At 64.7% G+C, this 15,535-nt stretch carries 15 protein-coding genes; 11 read left to right on the forward strand and 4 right to left on the reverse strand.

Annotated features, from left to right (window positions below; translation table 11 throughout):
• Nucleotides 1-174 precede the first annotated feature (174 nt).
• From GGR61_RS10375 to rlmM, 4 genes are all read left to right on the forward strand, one after another.
• Complete coding sequence (locus GGR61_RS10375) at nucleotides 175-1,104, forward strand: DMT family transporter (protein ID WP_184621320.1); 930 nt, start codon at nucleotides 175-177, stop codon at nucleotides 1,102-1,104.
• Between the two features lie 550 nt (nucleotides 1,105-1,654).
• Nucleotides 1,655-2,059, forward strand: a complete 405-nt coding sequence (locus GGR61_RS10380; protein ID WP_184621321.1) for a hypothetical protein — start codon at nucleotides 1,655-1,657, stop codon at nucleotides 2,057-2,059.
• Complete coding sequence (locus GGR61_RS10385; RefSeq protein ID WP_184407283.1) at nucleotides 2,059-2,619, forward strand: nucleoside deaminase; 561 nt, start codon at nucleotides 2,059-2,061, stop codon at nucleotides 2,617-2,619. The genes GGR61_RS10380 and GGR61_RS10385 overlap by 1 nt, the downstream gene beginning before the upstream one ends.
• Before the next feature lie 36 nt (nucleotides 2,620-2,655).
• On the forward strand, nucleotides 2,656-3,699 hold the full coding sequence (gene rlmM, locus GGR61_RS10390; RefSeq protein WP_184407284.1) for a 23S rRNA (cytidine(2498)-2'-O)-methyltransferase RlmM: 1,044 nt from the start codon (nucleotides 2,656-2,658) through the stop codon (nucleotides 3,697-3,699).
• Nucleotides 3,700-4,547: 848 nt separating this feature from the next.
• Here the strand turns inward: rlmM and GGR61_RS10395 are convergent.
• Complete coding sequence (locus tag GGR61_RS10395; protein ID WP_184621322.1) at nucleotides 4,548-5,657, reverse strand: Gfo/Idh/MocA family oxidoreductase; 1,110 nt, start codon at nucleotides 5,655-5,657, stop codon at nucleotides 4,548-4,550.
• 126 nt (nucleotides 5,658-5,783) lie between these two features.
• Here GGR61_RS10395 and GGR61_RS10400 point away from each other — a divergent pair, with 126 nt between their 5' ends.
• The 7 genes from GGR61_RS10400 (at nucleotide 5,784) to GGR61_RS10430 (ending at nucleotide 12,778) form a co-directional block, all read left to right on the forward strand.
• Nucleotides 5,784-6,686 (forward strand): SMP-30/gluconolactonase/LRE family protein, encoded by a 903-nt coding sequence (locus tag GGR61_RS10400; RefSeq protein ID WP_184621323.1) that lies wholly within the window; start codon nucleotides 5,784-5,786, stop codon nucleotides 6,684-6,686.
• A gap of 83 nt (nucleotides 6,687-6,769) precedes the next feature.
• Nucleotides 6,770-7,492 carry a hypothetical protein gene (locus GGR61_RS10405; RefSeq protein WP_184407286.1) on the forward strand — a complete coding sequence of 241 codons (723 nt, stop codon included), beginning with the start codon at nucleotides 6,770-6,772 and terminating at the stop codon, nucleotides 7,490-7,492.
• Nucleotides 7,493-7,668: 176 nt separating this feature from the next.
• Nucleotides 7,669-8,064, forward strand: a complete 396-nt coding sequence (locus GGR61_RS10410) for an EF-hand domain-containing protein (protein WP_184621324.1) — start codon at nucleotides 7,669-7,671, stop codon at nucleotides 8,062-8,064.
• Nucleotides 8,065-8,207: 143 nt separating this feature from the next.
• Nucleotides 8,208-8,681, forward strand: a complete 474-nt coding sequence (locus GGR61_RS10415) for a MarR family transcriptional regulator (RefSeq protein ID WP_184621325.1) — start codon at nucleotides 8,208-8,210, stop codon at nucleotides 8,679-8,681.
• Nucleotides 8,682-8,712: 31 nt separating this feature from the next.
• Nucleotides 8,713-9,540 (forward strand): p-hydroxycinnamoyl CoA hydratase/lyase, encoded by an 828-nt coding sequence (locus tag GGR61_RS10420; protein ID WP_184407289.1) that lies wholly within the window; start codon nucleotides 8,713-8,715, stop codon nucleotides 9,538-9,540.
• Nucleotides 9,541-9,623: 83 nt separating this feature from the next.
• Nucleotides 9,624-11,093: an aldehyde dehydrogenase gene (locus GGR61_RS10425; protein WP_184621326.1), complete on the forward strand. Its 1,470-nt coding sequence runs from the start codon at nucleotides 9,624-9,626 to the stop codon at nucleotides 11,091-11,093.
• A 206-nt stretch (nucleotides 11,094-11,299) separates the two neighbouring features.
• A complete protein-coding gene (locus GGR61_RS10430; RefSeq protein WP_184621327.1) occupies nucleotides 11,300-12,778 on the forward strand; it encodes an AMP-binding protein in 1,479 nt (492 codons plus the stop codon).
• A 268-nt stretch (nucleotides 12,779-13,046) separates the two neighbouring features.
• On the opposite strand, the gene GGR61_RS10435 is transcribed toward GGR61_RS10430, so the two are convergent.
• From GGR61_RS10435 to GGR61_RS10445, 3 genes are all read right to left on the reverse strand, one after another.
• On the reverse strand, nucleotides 13,047-14,048 hold the full coding sequence (locus GGR61_RS10435) for a LysR substrate-binding domain-containing protein (protein WP_184407292.1): 1,002 nt from the start codon (nucleotides 14,046-14,048) through the stop codon (nucleotides 13,047-13,049).
• A 63-nt stretch (nucleotides 14,049-14,111) separates the two neighbouring features.
• Entirely contained in the window at nucleotides 14,112-14,471 is a 360-nt protein-coding gene (locus GGR61_RS10440; protein WP_184407293.1) for a protocatechuate 3,4-dioxygenase, read from the reverse strand.
• A gap of 10 nt (nucleotides 14,472-14,481) precedes the next feature.
• Nucleotides 14,482-15,378, reverse strand: a complete 897-nt coding sequence (locus GGR61_RS10445) for a gallate dioxygenase (RefSeq protein WP_184407294.1) — start codon at nucleotides 15,376-15,378, stop codon at nucleotides 14,482-14,484.
• Between the last annotated feature and the right edge of the window lie 157 nt (nucleotides 15,379-15,535).

The raw sequence follows: 15,535 nt of genomic DNA on the forward strand, positions 1-15,535 counted from the left end.
GGGACGGCCGCAGTGATGCGCATGCGGCCATCGCCGCGCTGATGGCCACTGCGTCTGTGATACGCACTGCATCAGGGAACGTCAGAGCAGGATATCTTCGGAGTTGATGCATAAACGCAACGGAGCCTGCTGCAGCATGTCATTGCATGCTGCACGGCATGAAGGAGCGGCACGATGCGTGAGCGCCTGATGGTCGGCGCCGCCTGTGGAATCGGCGCAGGCGCCTTATGGGGACTGGTGTTCCTGGCACCCTTGTTGCTGGCGACGTTTACGCCGCTGCAACTGGCCGTTGCGCGCTATCTGTCCTACGGCGCGGTGGCCGCACTGGTGTTGGCGCCACGTGCACGCCAGACCGCGGCGCGGCTGGGTCGCGCGGAATGGTGGGCGCTGGTGCGCCTGAGCCTGCTGGGCAACCTGATCTATTACGTGTTGCTGGGCAGTGCGGTGCAGTGGGCCGGCAGCGCGGCCACTGCGTTGATCATCGGCCTGTTGCCGGTCGTGGTCACCGTGATCGGCACGCGTGCCGCAGGCGCGCTGCAATTGCGGCGCCTGGCGCCGCCGTGCCTGTTGTGCGTGATCGGCGTGGTACTGGTCGCGCTGGATACCTTGCAGCACGACACCGGCCAACACGCCAGCGATCGCCTAACCCGCATCGCCGGTTTGCTGTGTGCGGGCGGTGCATTGGTGTCATGGTCGGCCTATTCCATCGCCAATGCACGCTGGCTCCGGCGGCGCCCGGACCTGTCGGGCGGCGACTGGTCGTTGCTGACCGGCGTGGTCACCGGCGCAGTGGCGCTGCTGCTGGCGCCGGCCGCGCTGATCGGCAGCGCGACCCATGCACCGATCGCATGGGCCGGTTTCTGGGGGATTTCACTGCTACTGGGCATCCTGGCCTCGGTGATCGGCAACGCGCTGTGGAACCGCGCCAGCCGCGCGCTACCGCTGACCCTGGTCGGGCAGATGATCGTGTTCGAAACGATTTTCGCTCTGCTGTACGGCTTTGCCTGGGAGATGCGCCTGCCCACGCCGCTGGAGTTGGCTGCCATCGCCTGCCTGCTGGTCGGCGTATTGTGGTGCGCAGCGCTGCATACGGAAGCCAAGTGACCTCGGCGACGACAACCGCAAGACAGTCCACCGAACCACCAACGGTGGCGGCGAGGAGCATAGACCGGCACCTAAACCGCAGACGTTTGGCCTGAAGCAGTAGCGAGGGCGAGGACACCGCACCAGAACGTCCACTGGTCGCTTCATTGAAAGCCGGTCTGTTGATCGCGTTGTGGTGGGAAGCTGGTCGAATGCACCGCTCTGCAAAACAATGCCAGTCATGCCTTGCGTGCAACCCTGCACACCGACACTCCGGGCTGGCACTTGCCCGCCCACCGTTGCCGGGCCTGATGCGGCATGGATGCCGCATCAGCGCCTCCCATGGATGGATTCATCGCGTATCCCGCAAGGGTGGACGGGCAAAAGCACTGCAGCCAAATCACGGACCAGCCACTCGCCCACCGCTCCGTCCCCAATCGCCCAGTCACCACGTGCCTGAGCCAGAGCGCGGAGATCCAGGCGAAGCATCGATAACCGCACCGTCCCTCGCCGCACTCCGCGCATCAGGGGCTTACCATGGCCGCTCACATGTCCTGATCGGAGCAGCCGCATGTCCCGTCTTTTGTCCTGGTGTCTGAGCAGCCTGTTGGTGATGGCGTGTCTTGTCTCGATCGGCTGTGTGGCCGCGCCACCAACCGAAGCGGCCACGCCGCCTCCGGCGACCGGCTCGGCGACGGGCAAGCCGATCACCGTCACCACCACCTGTCGCACCGATGCCGATTGCACGGTGAAGAACGTCGGCAACTGCTGCGGCGCGTTTCCGGCCTGCGTCAACGTCGACAGCGCTACCGATCCCAAGGGCGTGATGGCGCAGTGCCAGGCCAGCGGCATGATGAGCGTATGCGGCTTCCGCGAGATCAGCGCCTGTCAGTGCGTGGCCGGGCAATGTGCCGCAAAGGACGCCCAGGCCGATACACTGCGCCCCGCTCCCCCCTCTACAGAAATGGTCCACTGATGCTCAACGCGCAAGTCCACCTCACCCTGCCCGACTGGATCCACGCGCATGTCGACGACAGCCGCGCCTATCCCAGCGACGAAGACAAGGTGGCGCTGGCGATCGAGCTGGCGCGGATGAATGTGCAGGAGCGCAGCGGCGGCCCGTTCGGTGCGGTGGTGTTCGGCCCGGACCACCGCATCATCTCCGCAGCGGTCAATCGCGTGGTGCCGCAGACCACCTCGCTGGCGCATGCGGAAAACATGGCCTACATGCTCGCGCAGCAGCGCCTGCAGACGCCGCGTTTGAACGCCGTACTGTCGCCGGTCACATTGGCTACTTCCGCGCAGCCGTGTTGCCAATGCTATGGCGCCACGGTGTGGGCAGGCATCGACCGGCTGCTGATCGGCGCGCGCGCCGAAGACGTGATGGCCTTGACCGAATTCGACGAAGGCCCGTTGCCTGCCGATTGGGTGGGCGAACTCACCCGTCGTGGCATCGAGGTGGTGCGCGACGTGCAGCGCGAGCAGGCCTGTGCCGTGCTGCGCAACTATGGCGAGGGCGGCGGTGACCAGTACTGATCTGCAACGCATCGATCTTGCACGTCAGGCGCTGCAATGAGCGGCCTGCTGTGTTATTGCCGCCAGGGCTTCGAGCCGGAACTAGCCGCAGAATTGAGCGCGCGCGCCGCATTCGTCGGCATCGCCGGCTATGCACGCACGCAGCGCAACGACGGCCATGTGCTGTTCGTCTGCGAGGAGGCCGCCCAACTGGCGGCCAAGCTGCACTGGCGCGAGTTGATTTTTGCACGGCAAAAATTGGTGGTGATTGCCGAACTGAAGGGCATCGACCCCAAGGACCGCATCACGCCGATCCTGGCAGCACTGGAAGGGCAGCCACGCTTCGGCGACCTGTGGGTGGAGCACCCGGATTCGGATGCTGGCAAGCCGCTGGCAGGGCTGGCACGCAGTTTCGGCAACGCCTTGCGTCCGGCCTTGCGCAAGGCCGGCCTGCTCACTGACAAACCGCAGCCGCGCCAGGCACGTCTGCATATCTGCTTTCTCGATGGCGACCATGCCTTGCTGGCAGTGGCCGACAGTGCCGACAGCGCGCCGTGGCCGTTGGGCATTCCGCGTTTGAAGCTGTTGCCGGAGGCGCCATCGCGCTCGGCGCTCAAGCTCGACGAAGCCTTGCTCACCCTGCTCACACCGGAAGAGCGCGAAACGCTGGTCAAGCCCGGCATGCGCGCAGCCGATCTGGGTGCCGCACCGGGCGGCTGGACCTGGGTACTCACCCGCCAGCATGTGCACGTCACCAGCGTCGACAACGGCCCGTTACGCGAGCATGTGCTGGAAACCGGCCTGGTCGAACATCTGCGCGCCGACGGCTTTCACTGGAAACCGGCGCAACCGCTCGACTGGATGGTGTGCGACATGGTCGAGCAACCGCGCCGCGTCGCCGAGCGCATGGCCACCTGGATCCGCGAAGGCTGGTGCCGCCATACCATCTTCAACCTCAAGCTGCCGATGAAAAAGCGCTGGGACGAAACCCGCTTGTGCCTGGACCTGTTCGAACAGCATGCCGAGAAATCGCTGATCGTGCGTGCCAAGCAGCTGTATCACGATCGCGAAGAGATCACCGTGCTGGCGATGCGGGATTAAGAGCAGCTAACAAAACCTGGCGAGCGAGCGCCTGTCAGTGAGTGCAGTGGTTTTGTCGGCCGTATCTTGGTGGATGCAGTCAGAAGTCCAGATCAAACACTGAGTGGGTCGAATGCGCGGTGCCCTCACCGCTCGCGGGACACGCCGTGAATCCATCCCTGGAGGCTCGGTGGCGGCATCCATGCCGCCACACGGTCCCGCCAGCGGCGAGGACACCGCACCAGAGACTCCGCTGGTTGCTGTGTTTAAACCCATGCATGCCGACCATCTCGACTGGTCCTTGCCCGCCCAGCGTCGCGGGACCTTACGCGGCATGGATGCCGCGTAAGAGCTTACAAGGACGTACTTGCAGCGTGTCCCGCGACGCTGGGCGGGCAAGGGCCCTGCAGCCAGGCCGCAGATCAGCCGGCCTGCAGTAGGCTAACGCGAAGTCGTTTTGTTAGCCGCTCTAAGGAGCGGGGAATCGGGAATCGGGAGTCGGGAATCGGGATTGGGGAATCGGGGAAGCGGCTGCTCGAGCGGTGGCAGGATCTGGGTGCTGGCGCGCAGTAGCGACCGTCCGGCGCAGTTGCGTGGGCCGCTATGACATTGGACTGCACGTTCTGCTCGTATGTTGTGCTGCTCGTGCGTCATGGCGGCAAGCTGATTTGAGTCAGCCTGTGCCTTCAGCTTAAAGCGGTTGGCGGCCGAGCAGTCGTCAGGCGGGTGCGGGCAGTAACGAGGAACCAAGGTGTACGCGTGGTACATACCGATTCCAAGCGCCGGCTGCGCCTGCCTGACGGATGCGCAGTCGTTTTACTGGCCGCGCTTGGCCGGCCCGCACCGCTGATCGCCGGAGCGGGCCAAGATCACAGCACGATCCGCTTGCTGCCCTCGCGCGCCGAGCGGTAGATCGCATCGACGATGCGGATGTCGCGCAGACCTTCCTCGCCGGGCGCACGCAGCGGCGTGCCGTTGATGATTGCCAGCGCGTCTTCGTCCATTTGCAGCGCTTGCTGGTGCTGCACCTTGACATCGAACAACCGCCCGTCGCTGGCCTTGCCAGTCACGCCCTGATAACTCTGGAACGGCTCCAGCTCGTACCAGCCGCGTTCGCATTCGGCGCGCAGCACATTCATGTTCTTGCCGAAGCTGGTCTTGCATGCGGCGCGCACCGCATTCGGAAATTCCAGGGTGAAGTCCATATGCTCGTCGACTTCGTCGAACAGGTCGGGACGATCGGTCCACCGCTTGGCGGTCACCGCCAACGGCTCGGCACCGACCGTGTAGCGTGCGGCATTGAGCGGATACACGCCCATGTCGTACATCGCGCCACCACCGAATTGCGAGCGCAGACGCCACGGACGATCGGCCTTGCTGGTGCCCTGATATCCCCTGTAACCAGCCTCGGCACGCACACGCTGCAGTGCGCCGAACGGTTTTTCGCTTGCCATCGCAATCAGGCGGCGCGTATTAGGCTCGTGCTGCATGCGGTAACCGATCGTCAGCGCCACCTTGTTGCGCTTGCATGCCGCGATCATGGCTTCGCATTCGCCGGCATGCATCGCCATCGGCTTTTCGCACCAGACATGCTTGCCGGCAGCCGCCGCGCGCAAGGTCAGCGGCGCATGCAGCGAGGTCGGGGTGACGATGTACACCACATCGATCTCATCGTTGTCGGCAATGCGATCGAAGGTTTCGTAGTTGTAGACATTGCGATCGGCAATGCCGTACTTGGCCTGCCATTGCGGAATCTTCGCCGGGGTGCCGGTGACGATACCGGCCAGCTTGCAATGCTTGGTCAATGCCAGGCCCGGTGCGAGTTGCTCGCTGGCATAGCTGCCCAGTCCGACCAGTGCCACATTGAGCGGCTTGCCAGGCTTCTTTTTCGGCAATGCCCAGGCAGGTGCCGCGAGCAGGACGCCTGCACCACCGAAAGCGGTAAGCAAACGACGACGTGTGATCGATTCCACGGACATGCAAAACCTCCATCGCGGGACTGGGCCAATGCTGCCCGGGCACCTTACTTGATCGTGCGTGATCGCCGCCATGCGCAGTGCGCACGTTCTGGCACACTGCGAACGACCCCATCTGGAGCATGTCGCATGATTGCTGTTGTCCGCCCGCACCTGCTGTCATTTGCGCTGCTGTTGTCCAGCTCGCCGGCGACCGCGGCCGATGCGGCATTCGTTGCGCGCGACCTGATCGGCGATGGCGCATTCACCCACAACGCCGAAGGCCCAGCAGCCGGACCGGATGGCGCCATCTACGCGGTGAATCTGGGCAAGGACGGCACCATCGCACGGATCGCCCTGCACGCCGACGGCAGCGCGAAGGCCGAGGTCTTTGTGACCTTGCCAGAAGGCAGCACCGGCAACGGCATCCGCTTCCGCAATGGGGTGATGTACGTGGCCGATTACACCGGCCACAAGATTCTGCAGGTCAACATGCAAACGCGCGCGGTGAGCACCTTCGCCTCGCTACCGGAGGCCGATGGTCCCAACGATCTGGCGGTCGCACCCGATGGCAGCTTCTATGCAAGCGACCCGAACTGGAAGGACAACAGCGGCCGCCTGTGGCACATCAGCGGCGATGGCGCCGTGCAGTTGCTGGAGTCAGGCATGACCACGCCCAACGGCCTGGACGTCAGCCCCGATGGCAAGCATCTCTACGTCAACGAAAGCGTCTCGCGAAACGTGTGGGTGTACGACCGCGTCGATGGCGGGCTGCGCAACAAACGCCTGCTGATCGCGTTCCCCGATTTCGGCATGGACGGCATGCGCTGCGATGCCGACGGCAATCTCTACATCGCCCGCTACGATGCCGGGCAGATCGCGGTGGTCTCGCCGCAGGGCAAGTTGCTGCGCACGGTGGCGTTGAAAGGGCGCAAGGCCAGCAATGTCGCGTTCGGCGGCAAAGATGGAAAACAGGTGTTCGTGACCCTGCAGGATCGCGGCGCAGTTGAAACGTTCAGGTCCGATCGCCCGGGACGCGAAACCGGACACTGAAACTGCTGCGCGCATCGCAGCGGTTCTCAGGCGGCGCAACAGCGTGCTGGCATCCTGCAGTTCACCCGTGGAGAACTCCCCCAATGCAACCGATCGAACTCAAGGACGCAGCGGCGTTTGGCAATGAATTCCTGCGCCTGACCCTGCTGCAGGGATTCCAATCGCTGACCAAGCGCGACCTGGAATTGCTGATCTTCGTGCTGCTCGAACGCGACGGCGCCATCTCGCGCAACAGTTCCAACGCGATGGTGGCGCTGCAGCTGCGGGTGACCTCGGCCAAGGTCAAGGCCTTGCGGCGCGACGGCTATGCGCGCTGGCGCTCGCTGGTGCCCGAAGAAGGCGATGCGGCGATGCAGCGCATCGTCGCCAACGTGCTCACCGAAGACAATCTGCGCTCCGGCGCCAAACATGTCAGCGAGCGCAGCCGCAAGGAAGGATTTCTTGCAGTGCGCATCGAACATCCCGACGACGCGCAGCAATTCGAGCAGGCCATTCTCGATGTCGGCGCGCTGCCGGTGTACGAGCGCAATCGCGAGGTGGTCGCGGTGCGCTTCGACACGCTGCTGAAGATCGCCGAACGCTGGGGCTATCTGCAGCCCGACCCGCAGGCGGCCATACGCGAACTGCAAAAGCTCACGCCCACTGCCGAAGAAGTGGCGGATCTGTTGAAGAAGGACATCGCGCAGCTGCGCTGGGACGATGTGCGCCGCGCACTCAACAGCCTGGGCGCCAAGGCCGTGGCCAGCACGGCCGAAGGCGGCTTGAAGGGCTTGCTCAAGATCGTGTTTCCCTTCATCCCCGGCTGAGTGGCCTGCAGGGCGACGGCAACGCATCGTCGCCCTGCCAGGTCCAGCGTCGATGCCAATCCCGCTGTTGCCAGCTTGCGCAAGGGATATCGCGCTGCGCCGCATCCACCGCGCGCGGCACCGCAACGTGTCCACACCCTCTATCCTTACCAACTGTTCCACATCAGGGGGATCTGATGACCATCTGCCGTCTCGTAACATGCACCGCACTGCTGCTCGTTTGCGGCCTCGCATCCGCCCAGCAGGCACCCACGCCGGCCAGCAGCGTACCGCTGGTCGATGTGCCCAACGTCATCCGGACCCAGCCACTGTCCAGCGGCGAGGTCACCCATCAGACCCAACTGGAGCGCCCGCGCGGCGAGTCCAGCGTGATCGTGCGGTCGATCCAGCCCAGCAGCGTGGTCGGCAGCTACCGCATTGATTTCCAGGCCATGGACGCGGACGGCGACGGCCGCATCAGCCGTGCCGAAGCCCAGGCCAACCCCGCGCTGGCCGACGAATTCGATGCGCTCGACACCCGCCACAGCGGCTACCTGACCCGCGAGCAGTTGGCCGGCTGGCTGACCCCGTGACCACACCGCTCACCTGAGCGGTAGGCAGGCGCGCCAGCAGGACGCCGGCGTGCACTGCACTTCAGCTTTCAACGCCAACACCTCTTGCAGCGCCCGCTTCGGTCGGCTAGATTGTATTTAACGGATACAATTTGGATGGATCGATGACCGCTCGCCTGGCACTTGCCGCAGACCTCGGCTACCAACTGCAACTGGCCGCCCTGGCGTCCAGCCATGCCGCACGCCAGGAACTGGGTGAGCTGCATCTCACCCCGGCACGCGTCACTGCGCTGATCCACATCCGCGACCAGCCTGGCTGCGACCAGACCGAACTCGGCAACCGCCTGCTGGTCAACCGCGCCGCGGGCATGAAGATCGCCAATGCGCTGGCCGAGCAAGGCCTGATCGAACGTCTGGCCGGCCGCGACCGCCGCAGCAAGGGCCTGTACCTGACCGACCAGGGCCAGCGCACGCTCGAGGTGGCGCAGGCCTGTCTGGCACGGGCCGTCGCGCGCACCTGCACCGGCCTGCAGGCCGTCGAACAGCAAACCCTGCTCCGTCTGCTGTGCAAATTGAACGCCAGCGCCACGCTGGAGCGGACAACCGCGGCAGAGACCGCGTTGACCGAAGACCTCTGATCCCGCAGCCCCGACTTGAAGGAGACGCCGCTTGAACGAGCATGACGTGGTATCGGTTCGCATCGAAAACCGCATTGCCTGGGTGAAGTTCGCACGCCCGGACAAGCGCAACGCGATGAGCCCGGCGCTCAACCGCCGCATGATGGATGTGCTGGACGAGCTGGAATTCGACGACAACGTCGGCGTGCTGGTGCTCGGCGGCGAAGGCACTGCCTGGTCGGCCGGCATGGATCTGAAAGAATACTTCCGCGAAACCGAAGCGCAGGGCCTGCGCGGCGTGCGCCGTTCGCAACGCGAATCCTACGGCTGGTTCCGGCGGCTGCGTTGGTATCAAAAGCCCACCATCGCGATGGTCAACGGCTGGTGCTTCGGTGGCGGCTTCGGCCCGTTGTTCGCCTGCGATCTGGCCATTGCCGCCGATGAAGCGCAGTTCGGTCTGTCGGAGATCAACTGGGGCATCCTGCCGGGCGGCGGCGTGACCAAGGTGGCGGTCGAGCTGCTGTCCATGCGCGATGCGATGTGGATGACGCTCACCGGCGAAATGATCGACGGCAAGAAGGCGGCCGAATGGCGGCTGGTCAACGAAAGCGTCCCGCTGGAACGGCTGGAAGCACGCACGCGCGAAGTGGCCGAACTGTTGTTGCGCAAGAATCCTGTCGCCTTGAAGTACGCCAAGGACGCCGTGCGCCGCGTGGGCACCCTGACCTACGACGAAGCCGAAGATTATCTGGTGCGCATGCAGGAAGCGGCCAACTCGTTCGACAACACGGCCCGCAAGGAAGGCATCCGTCAGTTCATCGACGAGAAGAGCTACAAGCCCGGCCTGGGCGAATACGACCTCACCAAAAACAGCGCTTAAGCACGTCCCATGGCGCCTGAAGCGATGCGTGCAAGCCACGCATCGCTGTCGCTGCCAGTGGTTTTCTGCACCGAGGAGGGAGTATGGAAGCCTTATCCGCAACGCTGCGCGGGATCGCCGCGCGTGGGCCGCTGGGCCTGTTCATCGACGGCCAGTGGCGCGCAAGCACCGGCGATCGCCATCTCGATGTGATTGCCCCGCATACCGAAGAACGCCTGCTGCGCTACACCGAACCATCGCACGCAGATACCGAGGCCGCGGTGGCTGCGGCGCGTGCCGCCTTCGACACCGGCCCCTGGCCGCAGCTGTCGCCTCCCGAGCGCGGGGTGATACTCAAGCGCGTTGCCGACCAACTGCGCGCACGCATGCCGGAGCTGGCCGAAGCCTGGACCGGCCAGGTTGGCGCCACCATCGGTTTCAGCCGTCGCGCCTCGCAGCAGGCACCCGGCCTGTTCGACTACTACGGCGATCTGATCGCCACGCACCCGTTCGTCGAGCCGCGCGCACGCGCCAATGGCGGCCGCGTGCATGTGGTGCAGGAACCAGTCGGCGTGGTTGCGGCGATCACGCCCTGGAATGCGCCGCTGGTCTTGCTCTGTTACAAGGTCGCCGCCGCACTGGCCGCCGGCTGCACGGTGGTGGCCAAGCCCTCGCCGGAGACCCCGATCGATGCGTACATCCTGGCCGAATGCATCAGCGCCGCAGGCGTACCCGATGGCGTGTTCAACCTGTTGCCGGCCGGTCGCGAGGTCGGCGAGCAGCTGATCCGGCATCCTCTTGTCGACAAGGTCAGCTTCACCGGTTCCACCCAGGCCGGGCGACTGATCGGCGTGGCCTGCGCCGAACGCCTGGCGCGGGTCGGGCTGGAGCTTGGCGGCAAATCGGCCGCCATCGTGCTCGAAGACGCCGACCTCTCCAAGGTGCTGCCCAGCCTGGTGCCCTACTCCATGCCGATCACCGGTCAGGTGTGCTTTTCGCTGACCCGTGTGCTGGTGCCGGCGCAACGGCGCGACGAAATCCTGCAGGCGTATTGCGCGGCATTGGGCGCACTCAAGCTCGGCGACCCGTTCGCCGCCGACACCGGCATGGGGCCGCTGGCGCTCGGCCGGCAGCTGGAACGCGTGCAGTCCTATATCGCGCAGGGCAGCGCCGAAGGGGCGCAGTTGGTGATGGGCGGCAACCGCCCGGCGCATTTGCCGCGTGGATTCTTCATCGAGCCGACGGTGTTCGCCAACGTCACGCCGGATATGACCATCGCACGCGAAGAAATCTTCGGCCCGGTGGTGAGCTTCATCGACTATCACGACGAGGCCGATCTGATCGCCAAGGTCAATGCCAGCGACTACGGCTTGCATGGCACCGTCTATGGCGAGGATGTCGATCGCGCGTATCGCATTGCGCGCCGCGTGCGCAGCGGCAGCCATTCGATCAACGGTATGTGGGTGGATATCGAGATGCCGTTCGGCGGCTTCAAGCAGTCCGGCGTGGGCCGCGAAGGCGGCATCGAAGGCCTGCATGCGTTTCTGGAAACCAAGACCATCTATCTCAGTTGAGGTTTACGTCACCAACGACGCGGCGAGCATGCAGGCGTCGCCGCCATGCAGCGCGCTGCGCACCACGGCACGTCATCTGCAGTGGTGCTTCAGCAACGCGTCCGTGAACGCCTGCTGCGGCGTTGCGCACGCGCCTCAACCTTCCTGCCGTCTCTGCCGCACTCACGCCGGTCACTCCCCCACTTTGCATTCGGAAAGACAGCGCCATGCCCATGCCGACCGACTCGATTTCCTTCCATGCCCGCCTCACACCGCAACGGCTTGCCGCACGCGATCTGTTGCTGGAGCAGGAATGGACATATGCCGAGCTGGACACCCTGATCGGCCAGCTCGCCGCCTTGCTGCAGACGCGCGGCTGCGTCGACGGCGAACGGCTGGCGGTGCTGGCCCGCAATTCGGTCTGGCAGGTCGCACTGCATTTTGCCTGTGCACGGGTCGGCGCGATCTATGTGCCGCTCAACTGGCGGCTGAGCGCCACCGAGCTCGACACCTTGCTGCAACGCGCGCAGCCGTATCTGTTACTGGGCGATGACGTCGCGGCCGGACGCGCGCACGTGGACGCCTTGGCCAGCTTCATCGACAGTGCCAAGGCGCTGGCGCCCGCCGAAACGTCGTACATCCCGCCCGAGCGCGTGAGCCTGATCCTGTTTACCTCGGGCACGTCCGGCCAGCCCAAGGGCGTGATGTTGAACGAACAGAATCTGCAGCAGGTGGCGCACAACTTCGGCGTCACCACGCGCGTGGATGGCAACAGCAGCTTCCTGTGCGAGGCGCCGATGTTCCACATCATCGGCCTGGCCACCAATGTGCGGCCGGCGCTGGCGATGGGCGGGTCGATCCAGGTCTCGAGCGGCTTCGAACCGAAGCGGACATTGAGCTGGCTCGGCAATCCGGCGCTGGGCATTACCCACTATGTCGGCGTGCCGCAGATGATGCAGGCGTTCCGCAGCCAGCCCGGTTTTGATCCGGCCACGCTGCGTCATCTCACCGCGCTGGTCAGCGGCGGCGCGCCGCACGCCGCAGACGACCTGCTGGGCTGGCTGGACGATGGCATCCCCATGGTCTGCGGCTTCGGCATGAGCGAAGCCGGCACGGTGTTCGGCATGTCGGTGGATTGCGACGTGATTCGTCACAAGCTCGGTGCGGCGGGCATTTCATCGCCCGGCGTGCAGACGCGGGTGGTGGACGCCGATGGCAACGACTGCCCGGCGGGCGTCCCAGGCGAATTGTTGTTGCGCGGACCCAACCTCAGCCCAGGCTACTGGCGCGACCCGCAGGCCACTGCGGAGATGCGCGATGAGCAGGGCTGGTTCCGCACCGGCGATATCGTCCGGCGCGATGACGACGGCTTCTTCTTCGTGGTGGACCGCAAGAAGGACATGTTCATTTCCGGCGGCGAAAACGTGTATCCCGCCGAGATCGAAGCCGTGCTGGCCGATCACCCGGAGATCCGCGAATGCGCCGTGGTCGGCATGGCCGACCCGCAATGGGGCGAAGTGGGCTACCTGGCGATCGTGCCCGCCGCTGAGGCGACGGATCTGGAACAAATCCGCAGCTACCTGATCGAGCGTCTGGCCAAGTACAAGGTTCCCAAACACCTACGCTTGGTCGAGGCGCTGCCACGCACGGCCACCGGCAAGCTGCAGAAGGCCCGATTGAAGGATGCCTTGGCCAAGGAAGCCTGATGTTGGCGGCCGTGCGACGCGTGCGTGCGCATCGTCGCGCACGCCCGCACCCGGCTGGTGTCGGTCACGGCAGTCGATGGCGCTTGATTCGCCCGGCGCAGGATCAGCCGGGCATGGAGCGGGTTTCAACCAACCTTACGCGGCAGCCGAGTCTATTCACGACTGCAGCCGGACAGCGCAATGGTCACCGTACAACGGTCCAAGCACGCGATATGCCGCACTCGTCCCGCGCGGCGAGACACCTCGCACCTGGCACGACGATCATCTGTTACGCAGACGCATCCAGCAGCATGTCGTCCTCGCCAATGTGTTCGTCCACCCACACCGCGCCTTGTTGCGCCATCAGCGCCAGTTGGTGTTCCAGCTCACGCATCAACAACCGCACGCCCGGTTTGAGGATGGCATTGCTGTCGCGATAGATCACACCACCTGCGCGCGCTTGCGAGGGCTGCTGCAGCTGGAAGGCACGCAGTTCGCCACGTGCGATATCGCCAGCCACCATCATGCTTGGCATCACCGCGATGCTGTCGGTGCCGAGCAGGATCTCGCGGGTGAAACTGGCAGAGCTGGACCGCAGTTGATCGCGCGTGGCCAGCCCGTGCTCGCGCATGACCTGCGCCACGTCGCGCTCCACATGCTGACTCAGGGTCGGCAGCACCTGTCGGTACGCGACCGCTTCGGCGACTCGTACCGGGCCATTGGCGAACAACGGATGGTCGCTCCGCGCCACCAGCGCAATCGGATCCTGGTACAGCACCTTGCGGACCAACGCGTCGTAGCGCGCCAGTGGATACAGGCGTCCAACAACCAGATCCACCTCGTTTCCGGCAAGCTTTGGCAGCAATTCATCGGTGCGTCCATGCAGCAGGCGCACACGCAGCGTGGGTTCGGTGCGGTACAAGGCTGCCAGTACTGCCGGCAGCAGGCCGCTCGCCGCCACCGGCAAAGCGCCGACGGTGATGGTGAGCGCATCGTCCTGCAGCAACCCTTCGAACGTATCCTGTGCGCGGCGCAACTGACCCAGCACGACGTGCGCGGTCTGGACCAGCACCTCGCCCATCGCATTGGGGCGCACGCCACGGGAATGGCGCTCGAACAAGGGCGCGCCGACGATCTCTTCGATCTCCTGCAAGGCACGCGTGAGCGCAGGCTGGGTCACGTTCAATACGCGTGAGGCGCGAAGCAGGCTTTTTTGCCGGTCCAGCGCCTCGATGACACGTAGATGCCGGACCTTGATGCGGTGTTCGAAGAACACGGAGGACATGGTCATGGGGGTGGGCCTTACGTTAAGAAGTCGGGTGGAGGCGCCCGGCCAGAGGCCGGGACGCGCAGCTCAGCGTGCCTCGGGCACACGCCGGGTCTGCATGAAGTCTTCGAACGACTCGCCGCGCATGATTGCGTAGACCTGCAGGTTGGTCGTGCGCACCACGCGGGCGAACTTTTCAATCACAAAAAAATTGGCGCCGTACTGCACCAGTCCAAGCCAGTCGCGCGCACGCACCAGCGCTTTCTCGTGTTCGGTGAGTTCGGCTTCCTGCATCAACACTTCCGCATCCTGCAAAAAGCGATCGCGCCATGGGGCGCGGATCATATGCCAGAAGAAACGATTGAGGCGCAGTGCGCGATTGCTGGTGCGCAGATCGAACAGATAGGTACCGTCGATCTTGTCCATGCCGTCTACTTGCGGATTCATCAGCAGGCCCTCATGCCGCGTTGGCGGTGCGCGCCAACAGCTCTGCCGAGCGCGGTGCGTCGGCGCGTTCTTCGCCCGGCTCGTATAACACCACGGTCATCGCGGTGGTCGTCATCAGGTAGTAGTTCTGATGCAGCTTGCGGATCGGCCCATCCAACGCGCCGCGCATGGCCAGCCACATGATCTGCTCCACGCTCTCGGCACCGCCCAGGCGCACGTAGTCGGTGTGGGTGAGATCGGTCAGCGTTTCCGGCGCGTGCTGGAAGCGGTCCAGAAACTCCATGTCCCAATCGGTGTTGTTGAAGCCGGTGCGCTCGCCATGGATCTGGTGCGATAGCCCACCGGTGCCGACCACCACCACCCTGAGATCTTGCGGATACGACTCGATCGCACGACGCACCGCCTGGCCCAGCCGGTAGCAGCGGCGGGCGGTCGGCAGCGGGTACTGCAGGACGTTGATCGCAATCGGCACCACCGTGCCCGGCCAGTCCGGCACATGCGGCCACAGCAGCGGCAGCGGAGCCGCGCAGCCGTGGTCGATCGGCTTGTCCTGAAACACCGTCAGATCGAATTCGTCGTTGACCAGGCACTCGGCGATATGCGCTTGCAGCTGCACGTCGCCGCGGATCGGAGGCAGATTACGCAGCCCTGCGCCTTCGTCGGCGACCGGAAAGCGCTCGCCGACGCCCAGCGCGAAGGTCGGATACAGATCGAAGAAAAAGGTCGTGCAGTGGTCGTTGTAGAAGAACACCAGCACGTCGGCCCGTTGTTCGGCCAACCACTCAGCCACCGGCGTGTAGCCGTCGAACAACGGCTTCCATACCGGATCCTGTTGCTTGCCCTTGTCGTAAGCCACGCCGATGGTGGGAACGTGCGAGGTTCCGATGCCGCCGATGATGCTAGCCATGCTTTGCTCCTGCGACGCACCGCAGCCAGGAAAGGCAGCACGCACGTCATTGATTGAGTCAGGATCGACGATGCAATGGATCCCAACACGGACGACCAACCACTCCGGATCGCCAAAACGGTATCCTTGGGATCCAAATTGCCATCAAGCGACCTCA

It is taken from the genome of Xanthomonas sp. 3058 (genome assembly GCF_014199765.1).
GTDB classification, from domain to species: domain Bacteria; phylum Pseudomonadota; class Gammaproteobacteria; order Xanthomonadales; family Xanthomonadaceae; genus Xanthomonas; species Xanthomonas campestris_B.